General features: G+C 71.0%; 13 protein-coding genes. 4 read left to right on the forward strand and 9 right to left on the reverse strand.

Going from position 1 to position 20983, the window contains the following annotated elements:
• Positions 1-10 precede the first annotated feature (10 nt).
• From ACSFBM_RS11785 to ACSFBM_RS11815, 7 genes are all read right to left on the reverse strand, one after another.
• A complete protein-coding gene (locus tag ACSFBM_RS11785) occupies positions 11-238 on the reverse strand; it encodes a hypothetical protein (RefSeq protein WP_435484503.1) in 228 nt (75 codons plus the stop codon).
• 26 nt (positions 239-264) lie between these two features.
• A complete protein-coding gene (locus ACSFBM_RS11790; RefSeq protein WP_435484504.1) occupies positions 265-444 on the reverse strand; it encodes a hypothetical protein in 180 nt (59 codons plus the stop codon).
• A gap of 171 nt (positions 445-615) precedes the next feature.
• The gene (locus ACSFBM_RS11795) at positions 616-2031 is read right to left on the reverse strand and encodes an efflux transporter outer membrane subunit (RefSeq protein ID WP_435484505.1); all 1416 of its coding nucleotides are present in this window, start codon (positions 2029-2031) and stop codon (positions 616-618) included.
• A gap of 23 nt (positions 2032-2054) precedes the next feature.
• Positions 2055-4061: an ABC transporter permease gene (locus ACSFBM_RS11800; RefSeq protein WP_435484506.1), complete on the reverse strand. Its 2007-nt coding sequence runs from the start codon at positions 4059-4061 to the stop codon at positions 2055-2057.
• Entirely contained in the window at positions 4058-5227 is a 1170-nt protein-coding gene (locus ACSFBM_RS11805) for an efflux RND transporter periplasmic adaptor subunit (protein WP_435484507.1), read from the reverse strand. The genes ACSFBM_RS11800 and ACSFBM_RS11805 overlap by 4 nt, the downstream gene beginning before the upstream one ends.
• 12 nt (positions 5228-5239) lie before the next feature.
• Positions 5240-5824 carry a Fur family transcriptional regulator gene (locus tag ACSFBM_RS11810; RefSeq protein WP_435484508.1) on the reverse strand — a complete coding sequence of 195 codons (585 nt, stop codon included), beginning with the start codon at positions 5822-5824 and terminating at the stop codon, positions 5240-5242.
• Positions 5821-7512 (reverse strand): cyclic peptide export ABC transporter, encoded by a 1692-nt coding sequence (locus tag ACSFBM_RS11815; protein WP_435484509.1) that lies wholly within the window; start codon positions 7510-7512, stop codon positions 5821-5823. The genes ACSFBM_RS11810 and ACSFBM_RS11815 overlap by 4 nt, the downstream gene beginning before the upstream one ends.
• Positions 7513-7753: 241 nt before the next feature.
• Between ACSFBM_RS11815 and fhuF the strand changes: the two genes are divergently transcribed.
• The 4 genes from fhuF to ACSFBM_RS11835 all read left to right on the forward strand — a co-directional run bounded on the left by fhuF (position 7754) and on the right by ACSFBM_RS11835 (position 13393).
• The gene (gene fhuF, locus ACSFBM_RS11820; protein WP_435484510.1) at positions 7754-8545 is read left to right on the forward strand and encodes a siderophore-iron reductase FhuF; all 792 of its coding nucleotides are present in this window, start codon (positions 7754-7756) and stop codon (positions 8543-8545) included.
• A gap of 49 nt (positions 8546-8594) precedes the next feature.
• On the forward strand, positions 8595-9440 hold the full coding sequence (locus ACSFBM_RS11825; protein ID WP_435484511.1) for a N(5)-hydroxyornithine transformylase PvdF: 846 nt from the start codon (positions 8595-8597) through the stop codon (positions 9438-9440).
• Between the two features lie 91 nt (positions 9441-9531).
• Positions 9532-10833, forward strand: a complete 1302-nt coding sequence (locus tag ACSFBM_RS11830) for a lysine N(6)-hydroxylase/L-ornithine N(5)-oxygenase family protein (protein WP_435484512.1) — start codon at positions 9532-9534, stop codon at positions 10831-10833.
• 178 nt (positions 10834-11011) lie between these two features.
• A complete protein-coding gene (locus ACSFBM_RS11835) occupies positions 11012-13393 on the forward strand; it encodes a TonB-dependent siderophore receptor (protein ID WP_435484513.1) in 2382 nt (793 codons plus the stop codon).
• 41 nt (positions 13394-13434) lie between these two features.
• Here the strand turns inward: ACSFBM_RS11835 and ACSFBM_RS11840 are convergent, their stop codons facing one another.
• Both ACSFBM_RS11840 and ACSFBM_RS11845 read right to left on the reverse strand, forming a co-directional pair.
• On the reverse strand, positions 13435-17562 hold the full coding sequence (locus tag ACSFBM_RS11840; RefSeq protein ID WP_435484514.1) for an amino acid adenylation domain-containing protein: 4128 nt from the start codon (positions 17560-17562) through the stop codon (positions 13435-13437).
• A 58-nt stretch (positions 17563-17620) separates the two neighbouring features.
• Entirely contained in the window at positions 17621-20971 is a 3351-nt protein-coding gene (locus tag ACSFBM_RS11845) for a non-ribosomal peptide synthetase (RefSeq protein ID WP_435484515.1), read from the reverse strand.
• Between the last annotated feature and the right edge of the window lie 12 nt (positions 20972-20983).

Genomic DNA, 20983 nt, shown 5'->3' on the forward strand with positions numbered 1-20983 from the left:
GAAGCGCAGCTCAGGCGCCGCCCGACCCGCGTCGTGGATGGCCCGCATCGCCCGCATCGCCCACCGGGTTCCCCGATTGCATCAGCCCCCATTCGGTCAGCGCGATGTCGAGCGCCCGCACATGCACCGGGCCCTCGCCCAGCCACTGCGCAAGCCGTTCGGCGTTTTCCGTGGTCGGTGCCGCGTGCATCCGCGCGAACAGCGAAGAGGCCGATCGAACGTGCGCGTCGGATGCCAAGGCAGGTCCGGCAGCGGCGATGCGCCTCATTCGAGGCCACCGCTGGGCGGATGGAAATTCCTGCGGCGGTTGACGACCAACGCGGCGCCGGCCAGCGCCCACAGGCGCAGCGCGCGCTCGAACGCGCGCGAATGCGCCGGCTCTTCGCGCAGCCAGTGCGTCAGCTTCAACGCCACCGTGCGGCACGGGTTGTCTCTGAGTTCCATGTAGAGACGCCATGCGGTCTCCTCGGCGGACGGCACCTCCGTGCGGTTCTGCGGGGCCACTGTTACTCCAGGCGCTGTGTTGATTCGGGTGGATGCCCTTGGGGCGCCAGGCGCCAGCGGTTGCGCCTGCGTGGCGCCTCATGGAAAGAGACGATCCACCGCACGGAATGTTCAGCCGGGTGTGCGCTCGCCTTGCGCCATGGCAGAGGCACCGGCGCCCTGGCGCCAACCACCGCCCATGGCGCGGTAGAGCGCGACCCTGGCCTGCAGGCGTGCCATGCGCAGCTGGACCGACAGGTCTTGCGCCCCGTACAGCGTGCGCTGCGCGTCGAGCAACGTCAGCAACGTCTCCGCGCCCGCGCGGTAACGCGCCTCGGACAGCTCCGCCGCGCGGCGCGCCTCGGCCAGCTCGCTGGCCTGCGCCTCCGCCTGCGCGTCGATGGCCGAGACGCCGCCGAGCGCGGTCCGGGCATCGCCGAAGGCCGCGACGATCGCACCGCGGTAGTCCGCGAGCAGTTCCTCCCGCCGGGCCTCAGCCAGCTTTTGCGCGCCCGCCAGCCGGCCGCCGTCGAAGATCGGCGCGGTCAGCCCCGCCGCCAGGCTGTAGATGGGGTTGTCGAAGATCTGGCTGTATCGGCCCTGTCCGGTGCCCAGCGTCGCGCTCAGCGTGACGGCAGGCAGCAAGGCCGCGCGCGCCGCCAGCACGTCGGCATCGGCAGCGGCCAGTTGCGCCTCGGCACGGGCGATGTCGGGGCGCCGCGCCAGCAAGTCGGAAGGCGCGCTTGCGGCATCGATGGGGGGAACCTGAAGCGCATCGAGCCGCAGCCCGCGCGGCCCGCCTGCCGGCATCGACATGCCCAACAGCACCGCCAACGCAGTTTCGGCGTCCGCAGCTTGCTGGCGCAACGCAGCGAGCGAGCGCTGCTGCTGCGCCACCAGACCGCGTTGCTGTGCCAGGTCCAGCGGAGACACCGCACCGGCACGGCTGCGGGACGCCACCAGCGCGAGCACGCGGCGGGCATTTTCAAGATTGCGCTCGGCGATCGAGGCGCGCTCATGCAACGCCAGCGCCAGCAGCCATGCGGACGCCGCCCGCGCGGTGAGGCCGAGCCGCACCGTGTCGCGGTCGAAGGCGCTGGCACGCACGCCCTGCACGGCCTGCTCGCGCAATGCGGCGGCGCGGCCCCACAAGTCGAGTTCGTAGCGGGCGACAAAACCCGCGGCATGGGTGCTGCCGTCGACTTCGGCATGGCCACCCAGCCGCCCTTCCCGCCCGACGTCGATCGCGCCGGACCATTGCACGCGCTGCGCCGCGCCCGCGATGACGGCCTGCGCGTCGGCCTGCCGCACCCTGGCCACGGCGGCGGCCAGGTCGAGGCTCTGCGCCTGTGCACGCGCGACCAAGGCGTCGAGTTCCGTGCTGCCGAAGCCGCGCCACCACTGCGCGTCGACGGTTCCGTCGCCGGCCGGCGACGCAGCACCCTCGTGCCATGCCGACGGCACTTGCACCGAGCGGTCGGCTCGGTCGTGCGGCACGGCGCAGGCGCACAGCAGCGCCACGCAAGACAACAAAAGAGCCGGGCGCATGCCAAGGCGAAGAAGCCGCACGCTCACTCCCCCGCCAGCGCCACGACGGGATCGAGCCGGGCGGCATTGCGCGCCGGCATGAACCCGAAGACAAGGCCCGTCAGCACCGCGCAACCGAACGCGCCGGCACTCGCCGGCAGCGAGAACCGCACCGGCACGCCGCCCAGCATCAGCGCCACCACGATGCCCAACCCCGCGGCCACGCCGACCGTGCCGCCGACAGAGGTCACGAGCACTGCTTCCGTCATGAACTGGCGCAGGATGTCGCGCTGGCGAGCGCCCGTCGCCATGCGAATGCCGATCTCGCGCGTTCGCTCGCGCACCGTCATCAGCATCACGTTCATCACGCCGATGCCGCCCACCACCAGCGACACGACCGCAATCAGGCCCAGCATCATCGTCATCGCCCGCGCGGTCTCGGTCTGCACCCGCAGCGCCTCGACGCGGTTCCATATCAGCACGCTGCGCCCCGCCTGCTGCCGCTCGAGCTGCGCCTCGATGGCGGTCGCCGTTTCCTGCGCCTTGTCGATGTCGCGCACCTGCACCGCGATCCATGTCGGGTTTGGATGGCCATAGACGCGCGTGGCGGCCGAGGACAGCGGCACCACCACCCGGTCGTCCTGGTCCTCGCCGTTGGTGGCACCCTTGGAAGCCAGCACGCCGACGACCTGGAACGGCACCTTGTCCACCAGGATGTCCTGGCCGAGCGGGTCCTGCCCGTCGTGAAACAGGCGCTTGCGCACCGTCTCGCCGATGACCGCGACCTTGGCGACCCGCCGCTCGTCCTCGGCGTCGAACATCACGCCCCGGCTCACGCCCCAGCCGAGCACGCTCGAGAAATCGACCGTGGCGCCGCCGCCTTCCGTGAGGTGGTCGATGTTGCCGCGGCGCACGACCACCTTGTCCTCGATGTAGGGCGCAACGCCTTCGACATTGGGCAACGCCCGGATGGCCAGCGCGTCGTCCAGCGTGAGCGGCGCAATCGGGTTGCGCAGGCTGGCGGCTTGCGTGGAAACGAACATGGTGCGGGTGCCGAAGGTCTCGAACTGCGCCATCACCTTCTGCTGCGAGCCGCCGCCGACCGCCAGCATCACGATGACCGAGGCCACGCCGATCACGATGCCCAGCAGCGTGAGCCCGGTGCGAAACCTGTTGCTCCACATCACGCGCCAGGCCGCCCGTGTCGCCTCGCGCACATCGGCCGGCAACGATGCGCCGGCGGTGGCGCAGGGGCGAGCGAAGACCGGCGCGGGCGCAGCGGCGACAGCTCCCGCGCCGGTGTGCTCACCCGAGTCCGCCACGATGCGCCCGTCGCGGATCTCGATGACACGCCGTGCCTGCGCGGCCACCGCGCGGTCGTGCGTGATGAGGATGATGGTGTGGCCCGCGTCCGCCAGTTCGTGCAGCAGCGCCATCACTTCAGCGCCGCTCCTGGAGTCGAGTGCGCCGGTGGGCTCGTCGGCCAGGATGATGCGCCCGCCGTTCATCAGCGCCCGCGCGATCGCCACGCGCTGCTGCTGCCCGCCCGACAGCTGGTGCGGGCGGTGGTCGAGCCGCGTCCCCATGTCCAGCCGTTCGAGCAGCGCGGCGGCGCGCGCGCGCCGTTCGGCCTCCGGCATGCCGGCGTAGAGCGCCGGAATTTCGGTGTTCTCGCGCGCCGACTCGCTGGGCACCAGGTGGTAGCCCTGGAACACGAAGCCGAAGGCCTCGCGGCGCAGCCAGGCGAGCGCATCGGCATCGAAGCTGGCCACGTCCTGGCCGTCGAACAGGTAGCGCCCGGCGCTTGGCCGGTCGAGGCAACCCAGGATGTGCATCAGCGTCGACTTGCCCGAGCCCGAGGCACCGACGATGGCCACGAACTCGCCCGCGTGCAGGCGCAACGAGATGCCATGCAGCACGGTCGTGGCCGGGCTGCCCGCCTGGGTCTCCTTGCCGCCACGGTCGCGGCGTCCGCCGTACGACTTGCGAATGTCCTGCAACTCGATCAGCGGCCGCGGCGCACCGCCGGGCGCGAGCGGCGCGCCCGTCATGGCTTCGCGGCCCCGGCGATGACGATGCGCTCGCCTGCCTGCGCGCCTTCCAGCACCTGCGCGGACAGCCGGTTGCGCACGCCGATGCGCAGTTGCCGTGCCTCGACCTTGCCGTCGGGGCGCAGCACGCGCGCGGTGAAAAGGTCGGTGCTGCCGGCGACCGGCACCAGCGCGGCCAGCGGCACCGAAAGCACGTCCTGCGCGGCGTGTTCGACGAAGGCCACCTTGGCCGTCATCTGCGGCATGAGCTCGCCGTCGGCGTTGTCGACGTCGAACAGGGCCGTGTAGACCACCACCTTGCTCGCCGCACCGGAGGGCTTGGCGCCGCTGTCGCCGCCCGCCTTGTTCTCCGGCACCGGCGGCGCGGGCAGCAGCTGCCGCACACGGCCCTGCCAACGGCGCTGGCTCTCACCGAGCGTGGTGAAGTACACCGGCATGCCGGTCCCGATGCGCCGCACGTCGGCCTCGGACACTTCGGACCACACCGTCATCGACGACAGATCCGCCACGCGCAGCACGTTCGGCGTCTGGTAGGTCGCGTTCAGCGTCTGGCCCTCGCGCGCCTCCACCGACACCACGGTACCTGCCATCGGCGCATAGATGCGCGTGTAGCCGAGGCGGGCCTCGTCGGCCTTCAGCGTGGCCTGCGTCTGGGCCATCTGCGCCCCGACTTGTCGCACGCGCGCGCCGGCCGACGCCAGCGCGGCTTGCGCCGCCTGAACGTCCTCGTCGCGCGTGGCGCCGTCCGCCGCCATCTGGCGCTGCCTCGCATGCTGTTGCTGCGCCAGCAGGTGCTGGGCCTGCAGGTCGTCGCGCTGTGCGCGCAGCCCCGCGAGTGAAGCGCGGCCCGCATCGACCGTGGCCTGCTGCACGCTGGGGTCGATTTCCACCAGCAGCTGCCCCCGCTTGACGACGTCGCCCGGCTGCACGTGCAACCGAAGAATCTGTCCCGAAACCTGGGCACCCACATCCACATAGTGCCGCGGCTGCAGCACGCCCAGGGCCGTGACGCTGGACTCGATGCTGCCGCGCGACACCGGGACGGAATCGACGTCCGCGGGCTCGCCGCGCCCCCAGAGCAGCCCCGCGCCGGCCGCCGCGCAAAGGCACGCCAGGAGCACGGCAACCACCGGGCGGCCCCAGCCGCCTTGACGCACATCACTCATGCCTGCTCCTCGTCAAGCGGCCAGACGTTGCGTGCGCGGACGCGCTCGAAAGCCCGCCAGCGGCAGCAGCTTGCCGTGTTCGCGCGACAACCGGTTCTCGCCCGGTGCCGCCTCCACGCGCCGGTGCTGGCAGGACGAACAGGCGCCGTGGATCTGCACGTCGAAAGTGCCCGCCGGCGGCAGGCCCTTGCTCAGGGCCACGCGCATCAGCGCCTCCTGGAGTTCGCGGTCCTGCACCTCGGTGAAGCTGCCGCATCCGCTGCAGCGCATGCGCACGCTCGTGGCGTCGGCAGGGGCGCCGGGCGCCACGTAGCGGAACACCGCCAGCGCCCCGCCGCGGCTGCGCGCCCACTCGCGCTCGATGAGCCCGGAATGCTCGAACTCCTTGAGGATGCGATAGACCGTGGTCAGGCTGGCCGAGGTGCCGCGCAGCAGCATGCGGCGAAACACCTCTTCGCCGCGTTGCCATTCGCTGCCCGCGTCCGCCAGCGTCTGGAGCACGCACAGCCGTACCACGGACGGCCGGATCCGCGCCGCGCGCAGCTGCGACATGAACACCGGGCGGTGCGTCTCGCGGGTTTGCGGGTCGTCGCTCATGCGGCAAGGCTCTCCAGGTGCGCGCGCGGCCGGTCGTGCGCAATGCGCCCGGCGTGCATGGTGATGACGCGGTCGGCCAGGTGAAAGTAGCGGTCGTCGTGCGAGATCACGACCAGCAGATGCCCCTTGGCGCGCAGCTCGGGCAGCAGCTCGGTATAGAACAGGTGGCGGAAGGTCGGGTCCTGGTCGGCCGCCCATTCGTCGAACACCAGCACCGGGCGACCCTCGAGGTAGGCATGCACCAGGGCCAGGCGCTTGCGCTGGCCGGTGGACAGATCGGTGGTGGTGAAGGCGCCGTTCTTCAGGCTCACCTTGTGGGCGATTTCCAGCCGCTCCAGGTAGGGCAAGGCGCGTTGCGGCAGCACCTGCATGCTGGCCTCGCCCTGCGCTTCGTCCGGGCCGGCGGCAAGGTCCTCGAACAGGTAGAAGTCGGAAAACACCGTGGTGAAGAGCTGGCGGTAGTCGTCGCGGCGCTCGGGGCCCACGCCGGTGCCGTCGATCGCCACCTCGCCTTCGTGCGGCGCGTACAGGCCCAGCAGCAGCTTGACGAGCGTGGTCTTGCCGGAGCCGTTGTCGCCCACCACGAACACCATCTCGCCGCGGCGCAGCTGCAGGTCGATGGGCCCCAGCGCAAAGGCCTCGCCGCCCTCGGGCGCATCGAAGGCGTAGCGCACGCCGCGCAGGGCGATCTCGTGCTCGAACTTCAGCTCGCTGCCGGCGTGGCCGACGTGCAGGTGCGGCTCCGGCGTGGCAAAGCGCGCCGACAGGTCGGCAATGCGCCGGAAAGCGACGCGCGCCCTGCCCACCGCCGGCAGCGCGCCTGCGATCTGGTCCATCGGCCCCTTCAGGAACAGCAGCACCAGCACGAAGCCGCTGAGCACCGCGGGCTCGGTCGCTCGGAACGAGGCCCAGCCCAGGATCAGCGCGATCAGCAGGAAGAACAGGCCCGAGCCGAATGCCGTGGCCATGACGAAGGTATTGATCGCGCGCCCGTTGACCCTGCGGATGTTGTCGACGATGCGCTCGACCTGGCCGCCGAACATGCGCTGGCGGCGCACGCGGTGCATGCGCAGCTCCTTGGCGCCTTCGCTGATCGCGCGGTAGGCCTTGTGTAGCTGGTCTTCGTGCTCGCGCGCCTTCCAGAAACCGTTCACGCCGCGGATCTGCGCCACGGCCTGCACCGTCGCGCCAATGGCCAGCGCCACCACCAGCACCCCGAACAGCGGCAGCGACAGGTACGCGAGGTAGCCCAGGCAGCCGAGCGCGGTGACGCAGGCGATCAGCGTGGCGGCCAGCGCGAACGCCACGTCGCTGACCATGTCCACGTCCTGGGACAGCACGGGCATCAGACGGTGCGTGCGGTAGCGCTCCAGCGCGTCGATCGGCGCCGACAGGATCTTCTGCGCCAGGCTCTTGCGAACCTGCGCGACCACCCGCTGGCCGACGTAGTTGGTGGAGACATCGGACACCATGCGCCCGAACAGCGCCACCGCGCACAGCGCGATGAAGGTCAGCAGCAGGCCGCCGGACAGGCCGCCCTGCCGGTTGAGCACCTGGTTGATGGTGCTCAGCAGCGCGACCGTGGCCGCACCCGCGCCGATGCCCGTGAGCGCCGAGAGCAGGATCCACGGCAGGAACGGCTTGAGCAGGCGTGCGAACTCGCCGTCGGCAGCGGGGGCAGTGGTCATGCAAGAACTCTTTCCGCCCGCAGGCGACTGGGGTCCGGTGGCGCGGGCAAGCCTGCCGCCGGAGCAAAACGGATGGAGACGGCAACGGGCCGCCTGTACCCCACTAGACGGGTGGCAGCCGCAAATGTTCACGCCGCGTTCGAAGCACGGCGGCATGAACACCGGCGCAGCCCAACCGTCCTAGCTTCATGCCTCCTGCAAATCGCAGCGCCGCCCGCGCGCTCCTTCGCCCCACGGCGCCATGATCGCCCTGCTGGAGCCCTTGTTCCGGGGCGACCTGGCGCCGCACGGCGAGGCGTTGCAGTGCGCGCCGCAACCGCCCGCGGACGCGCTGCGCGTGGCCGACCTGGTGCACTCGCCCGAGCTGCTGGGCCGCATGCTGCGCCTGCATGCGTCGCACCTGGGGGTCGAAGGCAAGGACCTGCGTGCCGTGGCTTCGGCCTGGAGCCTGGGCTACCTCGGCCTGCTGATGCCGCCGGTCGCGGCCGCCGCCAGCGTGCTGCAACACGGATTTCCCATGGCCGCCCACCAGGTGTGGGTGCGGCTGGGCCCGCACGCCCATCCGCTGAGCTTTCACATCCGCGAGCTGGGCCGGCCGCAACCCGGCGAGACCACCGGGGCACGCTACTCGGCGCTGCTGCGGCACCACCTGGCGCCGCTGTTCTCGGCGCTGTGCAGCCTGGCGGGCGTGCCGGTGAAGATCCTGTGGGGCAATGCGGCGCGCAGCCTGGAGCCGGTGCTCGACCAGGCGCTGGCGCTGACCGGCGCAGCGACGCCCATCGCCGACGACAGGCGGCAGTTGCTGCACACCGCCGCCTGGCCGGCCCGCAGCCCCGGGGGCGAAGCGGCATGGACCAATCCGCTGCCGGGCCCGCAGCGCGAAATTCGCGTGGGCGCCGATGCATGCGAAGACGCGCGGGGCGGCGAGCACGGCGAACGCACCGTGAAGCTGCACCGCCAATGCTGCCTCTTCCACCTGCTGCCGCGCGAAGGCTACTGCAGCGCCTGCCCGTTGTCGCCGGCGCACCGCTGACACCGCCACCCGGCCCGACCTTCTTCCACCCACCACCAGGCGCATACCCATGTCCACCGTACCCAAGGCAAAACTCGTCTACATCATGTCCCTGAGGAATGCGGCGGCCGACAAGGCCGGCCAGCACATCGACTACAAGGGCGGCCAGCGCTACATGAAATCGCCGCTGGAGTACCTGGCCGAAGCGCTCGACCACACGCCGCTGGGCGACGCCTGCTCATTGGAGGCGGTGTTGTTCGACGACGACGAGGGCTCGCCGCGCGACCGCGAGGCCCTGCAGGACTACGGCTTCGGCTTCGATCCCTCGCGCCAGTGGATCTTTCCCGCCGGGCTCCAGGTGCAGGGCCGCCGCGTCAACGACATCTTCCACGGCGTGCCCTCGACCTACCGGCGGCTGCCGCTGGACGCGGCGACCGAGCGCGCCGCCGGCAAGAAGGAGTTCGAGCAGCGCCTGCTCGACCGGCTCCACGCACTGGAGGCCGACATCGTCGTGCTCGACGGCCTGCTGGTGATCCTCGACAAGCTGGCACGGCCCGAGAGCCCCTTCTTCCGCCGCATCGCGAACATCCATCCGGGCATCACGCGGCTGGGGTCGCCCTTCGAGCGGCGCGGCGCCTGGGCCACGCTCGACGCGCTGTACGGCGCCAAGGGCCAGCGGGTGGTCGACTGGCGTACGCGCGAGACGGTCGCGGTCGAGCCGGTGCTCAAGACCGGCGCCTCCTTCCATTACGTGGACACCGGCATCGATTCCGGCGAGGTGATCTTCGACGTGCTGGGCACCGACATCGACCCCGCGGACACCATCCTCGAGCTGCGCTGGAACAACTTCAACCGCAGCCTGTTCCCCGCGCTCCACCAGGGCCTGGCCCTGATGGCCGAGACCGTGCCCGCGTGAACATCCGGCGCCGGCGGGCGTCTTCTTACACACGGCCCAGGGCAGGCCGCCGCACGCGGCGCGCCGCCCTCCATCACAGGAGTTGATTTCCATGCCACACGTCCATGATCTGGTCGGGATCGGGTTCGGCCCGTCCAACATCGCCCTGGCCATCGCGCTCGAGGAAAAGCGCCCCGCCAGCCGGCCGCTCGATGCGATGTTCATCGAGAAGCAGCTGAGCTTCGCCTGGCACCCGCACATGCTGCTGGACCACGCGCACATGCAGATCTCCTTCATGAAGGACCTTGCCACGCTGCGCAACCCGACCAGTCGCTTCACCTTCATCAACTACCTGCATGAAAAAGGCCGGCTGACCGATTTCGTCAACCTGAAGAGCTTCTTCCCCAGCCGGCACGAGTTCAACGACTACCTCTCGTGGGCGGCCGAGCAGTTCGAGCACGCCTGCGCCTATGGCGAAGAGGTGTTCGAGGTGCTGCCCGAGGACCGGGGTGGCGAGGTGGCGCTGCTGCGCGTGCGCTCGCGCAACCATGCGGGCAAGCTGGTCGAGCGGCTCACGCGCAACCTGGTGGTCGGCATCGGCGGCACGGCCAACATTCCCGACGGCTTTCGCGCCCTGCGGAACGACCCGCGCGTCTTTCATTCGAGCAGCTACCTGCAGGACATTGCACAACTGCCGCACGCGCGCCGCATCGCCGTGGTGGGCGCGGGGCAGAGCGCGGCCGAGATCTTCATGGACCTGCAGGGCCGCCCCGGCGCGCCGCAGGTCGACCTCGTCACGCGCGCACGCTCGATCCGTCCGGCCGACGACAGCCCCTTCGTGAACGAGATCTTCAACGCCGAGTTCACCGACTACACCTTCAGCCGCTCCGGCGAAGAGCGCGCCGCGCTGCTCGACGAGTTCTGGCACACCAACTACGCGGTGGCCGACCTGGCGCTGATCCAGCAGATCTACGCGGCCTTCTACCAGCAGCGCGTGACCGGCGGCAACCGCCTGCGCCTGCTGCGCCGGCACGACATCCGCAACGTCACGGCCGACGGCCAGGGCGTGCACCTGGCGTTGTGGGACCAGAACGCGCTGCGCGAGCACACCGTGCGCTACGACGCCGTGGTGCTCGCCACCGGCTACGCGCGGGAGCACCACAAGGCGCTGCTCGCGCCGCTGGCGGGCTACCTGGGCGACTACGAGGTCGACCGGCACTACCGGGTGCTGGCCGCGCCGGGCTTCCAGCCGGCCATCTACCTGCAGGGCGCCTGCGAGGATTCGCACGGGCTGAGCGACACGCTGCTGTCCGTCACTTCGGTCAGGACTGGCGAAATCGGCAGCGCCCTGCTGGCCACGCCGGCCGGTCCGGCGCTGCAGCCGAGGCCGCAGCCCGAAGCGCTCCAGACCTGAAAACCCCATCGCCGGCGGCCGCGCTTGAAAAAAGTTGGGCGAGGGGGTGTCTCTGTTTGATGAGTTCGAACGTCTTACTCATAGATGCGCCAGCGACCGGACCAGGACCGAAAACCGGGCCGGCATCCGCACCTGAATGTGAATACGTCGTCATTCGAAAAACTGGAGTTGTTCTTCTATGCGTCCCCTGCCTCGTCAACATCTGCTGAACGCCGCGCTCGCCGCGGCGTTCGGTTCCGTTCTCACCGTCTGGGCCCTCCCGGCTTCAGCGCAGGCGTCCGGCCAGGCCGCGGCGCAGGTGTTCGACGTGCAAGTGCCGTCGCAGGCCCTGGGCGCCGCGCTGAACGAGTTTTCGCGCCAGACCGGCGTGCAGGTGTTCGCCGCGGGCGACGTGGTCGCCGGAACGAGCTCGCGCGCCGTGGCAGGCAAGCTGACGGTGGAGCAGGCCCTGCGCCAGATGCTCGCCGGCTCCTCGCTCGAAGCCACGCGCACCGCCAACGGCGGCTTCGCCGTGCGCCGCGCCGCCGACATTTCCGGCGCCCAGAACACGCTGCCCGCCGTGCAGGTGGTGGCCAACGCCGACGAATCGCCGACCGGCCCCTTCCCCGGCTATGCGGCGCGCCGCACCGCCACGGCCACCAAGACCGACACCCCGGTGCTCGAGGTGCCGCAGTCGATCTCCGTCATCGGCCGCGAGGAAATGGACGCGCGCGGCGCGCAGGACGTCATGGAGGCCATTCGCTACACGCCGGGCGTCACCACCGGCATGTACGGCCCCGACAACCGCGGCTGGGAGTACATCCTGCTGCGCGGCTTCTCCACCACCTACGGCGTCTTCAGGGACGGCCTCGCCCAGCCGCCGTTCGGCCCCACCTACTACCTGACCGAGCCCTACGGGCTGGAACGCGTGGAGGTCTTGCGCGGCCCGGCGTCGATGGTGTTCGGCCAGGGCGACGCGGGCGGCATCGTCAACCGCGTGAGCAAGCTGGCCAACGGCGAGCGCATCCGCGAACTCGAGCTCCAGTACGGCAGCTTCCAGCGCAAGCAACTGGCATTCGACCTGGGTGACCAGATCGGCAACAACACCGACCTGAGCTATCGCCTGGTCGGCGTGAGCCTGGACAGCAACGACCAGGACCGCTACCCCGACGGCCGCAAGCTGAACCACACGCGCAGCTACATCGCGCCTTCCGTGCGCTGGCAGCCCAATGCCACCACCTCGCTGACCGTCTTCGGCGAATTCCTCAGGAACAACACGGGTGAGGACCCCTACTACCTCACCCAGAACTACCGTCTCTACCCGATCAAGGTGGGCGACTACAGCTTCGGCCAGCTCAAGCAGACGTCGAGCGCCGTCGGCTACCGCTTCGAAACGGCACTGAACGACAGCTGGACCCTGCGCCAGAACTTCCGCTACAGCCAGATCGACCTGAGCCGGCGCGTGGTCTGGGCCGACTCCCTCGGCGAAGACCAGCACACGCTCTCGCGCATCGCCAGGACCTGGAACGACCCCGTGGACCTGGCCGCGCTCGACACCAACGTCCAGGGCAAGCTGCGCTACGGCTCCGTCGAGCACACGGTGCTGCTGGGTGTCGACTACAGCGACCAGAAGGGCAAGCAGCGCCGCTTCATCGGCGCGGCCCCCGACCTCGACCTGTTCGCCCCCGTCTACGGCCAGGCCGTGACGCTGCCCACCGAGCCGCTGAGCAACCTGTCCCAGTCGACGCGCCAGACCGGCTTCTATGCCCAGGACCAGATCAAGTTCGGCGAGAACTGGGTCGTCACCCTCGGCGGGCGCCAGGACCACGTGCGCCAGATCACCGACAACTACCTGGACTACACCCACACACGCAAATCGGACAGCGCGTTCAGCGGCCGCGCGGGCCTGACCTACCTGCTGGGCAACGGCTGGGCGCCCTACGTCAGCTATGTCACGTCCTTCCTGCCCAACAGCGGTGTGGACGTCAACAGCGAACCCTTCAAGCCCAGCCGCGGCAAGCAGGTCGAGGTGGGTGTCAAGTTCCAGCCCGTGGGCACGCGCACCCTGTTCACCGCCGCGGCCTTCGACCTGCGCAAGACCAACGTGGTCACCGCCGACCCGGCGACCTCCGAGGAACGCCAGACCGGCAAGCAGCGCTCGCGCGGCATCGAGCTGGAGGCCAAGGGCGAAATCGCGCCGGGCCTGAACATTGCCGCCGCCTACACCTGGCTGGACATGAAGGTGCTCGCCAGCCTCGACCCCGACGAGGTCGGCAAGATCCCGCCGCTGGTGCCCAAGCAGTCCGCCTCGGTGTGGCTCGACTACACCCTGGGCAACGGCCTGGGGTTCGGCGGCGGCGTGCGCTACATCGGCAAGCGCCAGAACGACGAGCAGAACACCACGTTCGAACGCGGCGTGACGCTCATCGATGCGTCCGCGCACTACGAACGCGGCCCGTGGCGCTTCGCGCTCAACGTCTCCAACCTGGCGGACAAGAAGTACAACGCGATCTGCTACCACGGCGAGTGCTACCAGGGCACGCGCCGCTCGGCAACCCTGACGGCGCGGTACAAGTTCTGACCTGCCGGCAGCCCGCCGCATGACGAATGCGGCGCCCACCGTCAAGCCGCGGCCGTTGCGTCCCTGAGCTGCGCATCGCACAGGGCCGCATCCAGCTGGCCCAGCAGCGCAGGGTTGCGCACGATGCCCTGGTGGTCGGCGTCCACCTCGAGCGAGGCACGCGCCTCGCCCTCGAACTGCGACAGCAGCGCGGTCTTCTCCGCGGCGGCCCTTCCCTTCTTCCACCAGAAATGCGGCGCCACGTTCAGGCGCGGAAACGCGCCGATCTTCTGCGTGATCGCGTTCATGCGCCGGGTGGCCACGATCCCCTGGACGATGTCGGCCGGCCGCATGCCCATGCCGGTCGCCGCCACGATGTGCTCGACGGCGTCGCGCACGGTCTCGTCGGAGCCTGAGCGGATGGGCTCGAAGCGGTCGAGCATCGCGTCGACGGCTTCGCGGCCCATGCGGGCGTCGGCCGTGTCCCGCACGAAATCCCGGAAGTCGAGGTACCAGCCGTGCGGATCGAAGCGCTCGTCCAGAAGAAAGCTGTCGATCATGCCGAGGAAGGCCACATCGACGCCCTCCTGCTCCAGCAGCCTGGCGACATGCACCGCGACCACCGCGCCCAGCGACCAGCCGACGATGCCGACCGCGCCCTGCGGCCGCGTCCTGCGGATGGCGTCGACGTAGAACCGCGCCATCTGCTCGATGGAGTCCAGCGCGGCAACGTCACCGGTATAGCTCAGGCCGTAGACGGCGCGCGTGCCTTCCAGGTGGCGTGCCATCGGCCGATAGTCGATCGGATGGCGCAGCGCGGGCGGCACGCAAAAGAGCGGCATCGCCTGCGCCGGCCCGGCATGTGCGTTGAGCAACTGGACGGGCTGCGGCGGCGCGCCGATGTCCAGCTGCGCGACCAGCCCGGCAATCGTCTGTTTCTCGAGCAGGTCCTGCAGCGAAATCTGCACGCTCAGCACACGCGACTTGTTGATTCTGGCCAGCAGCCTGAGCGCCACGAGGGAATCGCCACCCAGCTCGAAGAAGTTGTCGTGGCGCCCCACGCGCGGCACGCGCAACACCTGTGCCCAGACGGCGGCCAGCGCGGCCTCCAATGCGCCCTGCGCGCCCTCCTGCGGCGGCTCGTCGGGCGCCTGCGCCACCCCGAACTCCGGCGCCGGGAGCGCCTTGCGGTCCACCTTGCCGTTCGCGTTCAGCGGCAAGGCCGCCAGCGCCACCAGCGCCGCGGGCACCATGTAGTCGGGCAGCAGCTCGCCGAGCCGGAGGCGCAGTGCCGCGGTGTCCAGGCCGTGCCCCGACACATAGCCCACCAGCCGCGCACCCGAAGGGCCTTCGCCGGCCACCACCACCGCCTCGCGCACGCCGGGCTGCGCCAGCAGGCTGGCCTCGATCTCGCCGAGTTCGACCCGGAAACCGCGGATCTTCACCTGGTGGTCGATGCGCCCGAGGTACTCCAGCTGGCCCTGCGCGTTCCATCGCACCAGGTCGCCCGTGCGGTAGAGCCGGCCGCCGGCGTCGTCGAACGGGTCCGCCACGAAGCGTTGCGCACTCAGCTCCGGGCGCCCCAGGTACCCGCGCGCCAGCAGCGCGCCGCCGATGCACAGCTCGCCCACCGCGCCTTGGGGCACGGGGCTGAAATCGGCGCCCACCACGCGCAGCGCGCGCCCGGCCAGCGGCACGCCGATCGGCATGCGCTGCGGCAGTTCGTGGCCGGCCTCCAGGTACGGCGCGCAGTCCAGCACCGACGCGGTGACCGTGGCCTCGGTCGGCCCGTAGGTGTTGAGCAGCGTGACCCCGCCCAGGCCCGCCGTGCGCCAGGCATGGAGCCCTTCGCTCGGCATGGCTTCGCCGCCCGCATGAACCTGCCGCAGCGCGCCATAGGAGCGCACGCCGTGCCGCGCGAAATCCTGCGCGAGCAGCAGCCAGTAGGCGGTGGTGAGGTCGGCCACGCTGATCTGCTTGTCGATGAGTTCGCGGTAGAAGGTGTCGCTGTCCCACAGCAGCGGCCCGCGCAGCACGATCGCGGCGCCCGCGACGAGCGGCGCGAAGGTCTGCTCGATGAAGCCGTCGAAGTTCAGCGTCGAGAACTGCAGCATGCGGTCCGCCGGCGTCAGGCCGAAGAAGCGCACGGACTCCTGCGCGTGCTGCACCAGCGCCCGGTGCGCGATGCCGACGCCCTTGGGCTTGCCGGTGGAGCCCGATGTGTAGATCAGGTAGGCCAGGCTCTCGCCATGCAGCGCGACCTGCGGGTCGTGCGCGGGCCAGGCCGGCTGGCCCGAGGCGTCGAGCTCCGGCGCGTCGCAGTCCGGCGTGTCCAGTTCCAGCACCGCCAGCGCCCGGCCGAAGGGCAGGCGCGCCGCCACGCTCGACTGCGTCAGCAGCAGCGCGATGGCGCTGTCCTCGGCCATGTGGGCCAGCCGGTCCGCCGGATAGCCCGGGTCCAGCGGCACGTAGGCGCCGCCCGCCTTCAGGATCGCGAGGATGCCCACCATCATGTCGATGGAGCGCTCCACCGCGATGCCCACCCTGGCCTCGGGCTTCACGCCCAGCGCCATCAGGCGATGCGCCAGGCGGTTGGCCCTCGCGTTGAGTTCGCCGTAGCTCAGCGTGCGCTCGCCGAACACCAGCGCGGGCGCCAGCGGCCTTTGCGCGGCATGGCGCTCGAACAGGCGGTGCACGGGCTGCGCGTCGTCGTGGCGCCGCGCGTTCACGCCCCAGGCCGACAGCTGCGAGCGCTCGGCCGGGCTCGACAGGTCGACGTCCGAGAAGACCTGGTCCGGATCGAGCGTCAACGCGCCGAGCAGGCGCACGTACCAGCCCGCCAGCCGTGCCACGCTGGCCTCGCCGAACAGGTCGGTGTTGTATTCGATCTGCGCGTGGGCCTTCGTCGGCTCGATGAAGAAATCCAGCGACAGGTCGAACTTGGCGCTCGCGTTGTCCGCGCCGATCTGCTGCGTGCGCGCCTCGCCGAACGCGAGGTCGGCCGCGCTGTCGCTCATCTGCACGCCGAACATCACCTGGAACAGCGGGTTGCGCGACGCATCGCGCTTCTCGTGGCGGCTGGCCAGCAGCGTCTGCAGCGGAAGGTCCGCATGCGCCAGTGCGCCGAGCGCATCGCGCCGCACCCCGCGGCAGATGTCGCGCAACGTGGCGCGCGGCGCCAGGCGCGCCCTGAACACCTGCGTCGTGATGAAGTACCCGACCAGGTCGCGCACCTCCTCCCGATGCCGCCCGGCATTGGCCACGCCGACCGCAAAGTCGTTCTGCCCGCTGTACCGGCCCAGCAGCATCTGCCAGGTCGCGAGCAGGACCATGAAGGGCGTGCACTTCTCGGCGCGGCAGAACTTCTGCAGCGCCGCCGCCAGCGCGGGCTCCAGCGCAAAGCGATGCACGGCGCCGCTGAAGGTCTGCCGCGACGCACGTGTGCCATCGAGCGGCAGCTCCAGCGGCGGCACGTCGGCGCCCAGGTGGGCGTTCCAGTAGGTCAGTTGCGTGGCCAGGCCATCCCCCTGCAGGCGCTCGCGCTGCCACAGCGCGTAGTCGGCGTACTGCACCGGCAAGGCCGGCAGCCGCACGGCCGCGCCCGACGCCGATGCCAGCCGGTAGGCCGACGCGAGGTCCGCCGACAGAAGGGGGTTGGACCAGGCGTCCGACACGATGTGGTGCAGGCAGACCGCCAGCACATGCCTGTCGTCGGACAACCTGATCAGGCGCGCCACCAGCGCGGGGGCGGCCTCCAGGTCGAACACATGCAGCGCCGTCTCGCCCGCGAGCGCGTCGGCGCGCGCCTGCCGCCCGGCCTCGGCCTGCCCGGACAGGTCGACGCGCTGCAGCACGAATGCCGCGTTGCGCAGCATCTGCTGCATGGGCACGCCGTCCTTCTCGAAGAAGCGGGTGCGCAGGATGCCGTGGCGATCGATCAGGGCCTGGAACGCACGCTCCAGCGCATCCGCGTCCAGCGGGCCGTGCAGGCTGAACCTGCGCGGCAGGTTGTAGGCCGTCAGCCCCGGCGCCAGGCGCTGCAGGACCCAGAGCTGCTCCTGCGCGGGAGACAAGGGCACCTCGTCGCCGTCGGAAACCCGGAGCCGGATGCCGTCGTCGACCTCCCACACTTCGCTGCGCGCCCCGTCGTTGATTGCCGAAATCCGCTGCGCCGCGTGGGTGCCGTTCATCGCTGTTCCATCCTGCATGTCGAACCGATCCTGTGCATGTGCATGTGCAACCCGCCGCTCATGCGCCGGGCGCATCCTGGCGCCGGGCCTCTTCGTGCGCGCGCGCACTCGTTTCCATTCGCTCGGCGTCCGCGCCCTCCATCGCCCGAAGCGCCGCCGCCAGCGAGGCGACCGAGGGATGGTCGAACACCAGCCCCGGCGCCACATCGACGCGCAGCAGCTTGCGCAGGCGCGCCACCAGCTTGATCACCAGCAGCGAGTGCCCGCCCAGTTCGAAGAAGTCGTCTTCCACGCCGATGGCGTCGCGCCCGACCAGCGTGGCCATGCACCCGGCCAGCACCGATTCAAGGGCGTCACGCGGCGGCGCCGTCACCGCCGTGGCCACCGTGCCCGCCATGCCCGCGCCCCGCTCGTCGGCGCTTGCCGCGGCCAGCAACGACTGCCGGTCGATCTTTCCGTTCGGCAGCCGCGCGAACTCCGCGACGAAGGTGCAACGCGCGGGCACCATGTGCGCCGGCAGCAGCGCGGCCAGCTGCCCCGTCAGCGCCGCACGTCCGGCCTCGGACGCGAGCGCCGCATCGGCCACGACGAAGGCCCGGAGCTCGGCGTCGGCACCGCCGCCGGCCGGCGCCAGAACCAGAACCGCGGCCTGCCGCACGCCGGGCTGCGACAGCAACACCGCCTCCACCTCGGCCGGCTCCACGCGAAAGCCCCGCACCTTGACCTGGTCGTCGGCGCGTCCCGCCAGGCGCAGGCCCCCCTCGGGCAGCACGCACGCCAGGTCGCCCGTGCGGTAGAGCCTTTGCCCGGGCAGGAACGGATCGGGCACGAAGGCGCCCTCCACCTCCCGGTTCAGGTAGCCGCGGCACAGCTGCGCGCCGCCGACGTACACCACCCCGAGCGCGCCGGCCGGCACCGGTTGCAAGGCCTCGTCCAGCACGTGGACGCGGTTGTTCGCCAGCACGCGCGACAGCGGCAACACCGAAGCCGGGCCCGACAGCGCGGACACGGCCGCCCCGCCGGCGGACACCCGGTGCACCATCACGCCCACCGTCGTTTCCGTGGGGCCGTAGTGGTTGTAGACCACGGTCTTCGGTGCAAGCCGGGCGATGCGCTCGATGAGCGAGCGCGGTGCGGCCTCGCCGCCCAGCACCAGCGTGGCGGGCAGCTGCGGCGCCTCGTCCTCCAGCAGGGCCTCCAGGTGGGAGGGCACGATCTTGAGTGCGTCGATGCGGCGCTCGCGCATGAAGCCCGCGAAAGCGTGCGCGTCCTTCACGTCGCCCGGTCCTGCCACGACGAGGCAGGCGCCGTTGTGGAACGCGCTGAAGAGCGCCGTGTTGCCCAGGTCCGCGACGACCGAGCTGGTGAGCGCCCAGCGGCGGCACCGGCCCAGGTCCATGGCCGACGACACCGCGGCCACGTAGTTGAGCAGCTGGCCCTGCTCGATCACCACGCCCTTGGGCGTGCCGGTCGAGCCCGAGGTGTAGAGCACATAGGCCAGGTCCTGCATCGCGGGCCGGTGTGCCGGCACGCTGCCGGGCGCGCCGTCGAGGTCCTGGTCGTCCATGGCATCCAGCGAAACCTCTCGCCACGGCACGGGGCCGGCCGGCAGCGGCCCGGCGGCATGGAGCACGAGCGACGGCCTGGCATCTTCCAGCACGGCCTGGCGGCGGGCGGCGGGCCACTCGGGGTCCAGCGGCAGGTAGCCCGCTCCGATGCGCCAACTCGCGAACATCGCCACCAGCAGGTCGGCCGAGCGCGCAAGGTCGAGCGCCACCAGCGTGCCGGCCACGGCCCCGCGGGCCCGCAGGCCGTGCGCCATGCGGTCGATCCGCGCATCGAATTCCCGGTAGCTCAGCCGCAGGTCGCCGGCCTCCAGCGCGGGCGCGTCCGGCGTCGTGCGTGCCCAGCCGGCGACCTGCTCGGCCAGCGTGCGGGTTCCGAAGTCGGCCACCGCGCCATGGGCCGCGCGCAGCAGCAGTTCGCGCTCGCGCTCGCCGACCAGCACGAGACCGCCGACCGGCGCATGCGGCTGCGCCAAGGCACTCGCCAGCAAGGCGGCGTACTGCCACAGCAGCCGCTCCAGCGATTGCGGCGAGTGGCGCGCCGCATCGGCATGCACGCGCAGGGAGAGCCCCCGTCCGAGCTGTCCGAGCTGTCCGGCCTGCCCGACCTGCAGCGCCAGCTCGAAGCAAGGCGACGGCCCGGGCGCGGCCTCCACGCGCCACGCCATGCCGCCTTGCAGCCGCACCGGCGCCTCGTCGAACGTGAACCCCACGTCGAGGTGCGCGGACATCGGCGGCGCATCGATCGCCCAGTACTCCTGCGCCTCGGTGTGCGCCTCGAGCGTTGCGCCCAGGCGCGCGAGCCAGTGCGAAAACCGCTCCTCGGGCGCGATGTCCACGACCATCGGCAGGATCTTCTCGAACACACCCACGGCGCCCTGCATCACCTCGTAGTTGCGCCGGCAATCGTTCTGCCAGCCGGCAACGAACGGCCGGTGGCCCGTCAACCGCGCCAGCAGCAGCCACCACACGGCCTGCATCAGCAGCGCCGTGTCGCAGCCGTTCTGCCCGGCCACTTCCTGCGCGCGGGCAGCAAGCGTTGCGTCCAGAGGCAGCGCGTGGCTGATGCAATTGCGCACGCCCGACGGCGCGGCCTCGCGCTCGCCGTCCATGCGGGTGTTCAGCCGTGGCGCCTGCAGCACGTCGGCACGCTCGATGCACGCACGCCAGTAGGCGCGCCCTTCGGCCGCTTCTTCGGCGCCGTCGAGGTCCTGGCGCCATTCGACGAACTGCGCGTACTGAAAGACCTCGTCCGCATCGACGGCCTGCCCCGTCAGGTAGGCCGTGGCCACCTGGTCCAGCAGGCACTGCAGGCTGCCCTTGTCCGCGGCGAACACGCTGGCCACCAACAGCAGCTTGTGCCGCGTTTCGCCGATCCGGGCGAGGCCGACGCGCAGCAGCGCGCCGCTTGCAACGTCCAGCGGCGCCTGGGTGCAGCCGGCGGTCCAGTCGGCCAGCGCGGCCGCGCTGTCGGCGCTGTCGGCGCTGTCGGCGCTGTCGGCCCTGTCGGCCCTGTCGGCCCTGTCGGCCCTGTCGGTGCCATCGCGAAGGTCGACCCTGTGCCAGTGCGGCGGCGGCGCCGCCGCATCGCGCGCCTGTTGCCGCAGGCCGCGGAAGCCGGGAACCTGCAACACCGCCGCGTGCAAGGCGCCATGGGTCCGCACGACCGATTGCACCGCGGCCTCCAGGCGCGCCGCATCGAGCTCGCCTTCAAGATCGGCCAGCAGCACGAGCCTGGGCGCGCCGGTCGCGGCGTGCTCCCCGTGCTGGGCCCAGGCGGCACGCTGCTCCGGGCTGAGCGGCAAGGAGGAAGAAGAGGCAAGGAAAGCCGGGGTCTCGAACATCGCAGCCATCGC

It is taken from the genome of Variovorax pasteuri (assembly GCF_051216435.1).
Classification (GTDB): Bacteria; Pseudomonadota; Gammaproteobacteria; order Burkholderiales; family Burkholderiaceae_C; genus Variovorax.

Coding starts and splice junctions, on each gene's coding strand:
- ACSFBM_RS11790 (WP_435484504.1), bottom strand. CDS start 444: ATGGAACTCAGAGACAACCCGTGCCGCACGGTGGCGTTGAAGCTGACG.
- ACSFBM_RS11795 (WP_435484505.1), bottom strand. CDS start 2,031: ATGCGCCCGGCTCTTTTGTTGTCTTGCGTGGCGCTGCTGTGCGCCTGC.
- ACSFBM_RS11800 (WP_435484506.1), bottom strand. CDS start 4,061: ATGACGGGCGCGCCGCTCGCGCCCGGCGGTGCGCCGCGGCCGCTGATC.
- ACSFBM_RS11805 (WP_435484507.1), bottom strand. CDS start 5,227: ATGAGTGATGTGCGTCAAGGCGGCTGGGGCCGCCCGGTGGTTGCCGTG.
- ACSFBM_RS11810 (WP_435484508.1), bottom strand. CDS start 5,824: ATGAGCGACGACCCGCAAACCCGCGAGACGCACCGCCCGGTGTTCATG.
- ACSFBM_RS11815 (WP_435484509.1), bottom strand. CDS start 7,512: ATGACCACTGCCCCCGCTGCCGACGGCGAGTTCGCACGCCTGCTCAAG.
- fhuF (WP_435484510.1), top strand. CDS start 7,754: ATGATCGCCCTGCTGGAGCCCTTGTTCCGGGGCGACCTGGCGCCGCAC.
- ACSFBM_RS11825 (WP_435484511.1), top strand. CDS start 8,595: ATGTCCACCGTACCCAAGGCAAAACTCGTCTACATCATGTCCCTGAGG.
- ACSFBM_RS11830 (WP_435484512.1), top strand. CDS start 9,532: ATGCCACACGTCCATGATCTGGTCGGGATCGGGTTCGGCCCGTCCAAC.
- ACSFBM_RS11835 (WP_435484513.1), top strand. CDS start 11,012: ATGCGTCCCCTGCCTCGTCAACATCTGCTGAACGCCGCGCTCGCCGCG.
- ACSFBM_RS11840 (WP_435484514.1), bottom strand. CDS start 17,562: ATGAACGGCACCCACGCGGCGCAGCGGATTTCGGCAATCAACGACGGG.
- ACSFBM_RS11845 (WP_435484515.1), bottom strand. CDS start 20,971: ATGTTCGAGACCCCGGCTTTCCTTGCCTCTTCTTCCTCCTTGCCGCTC.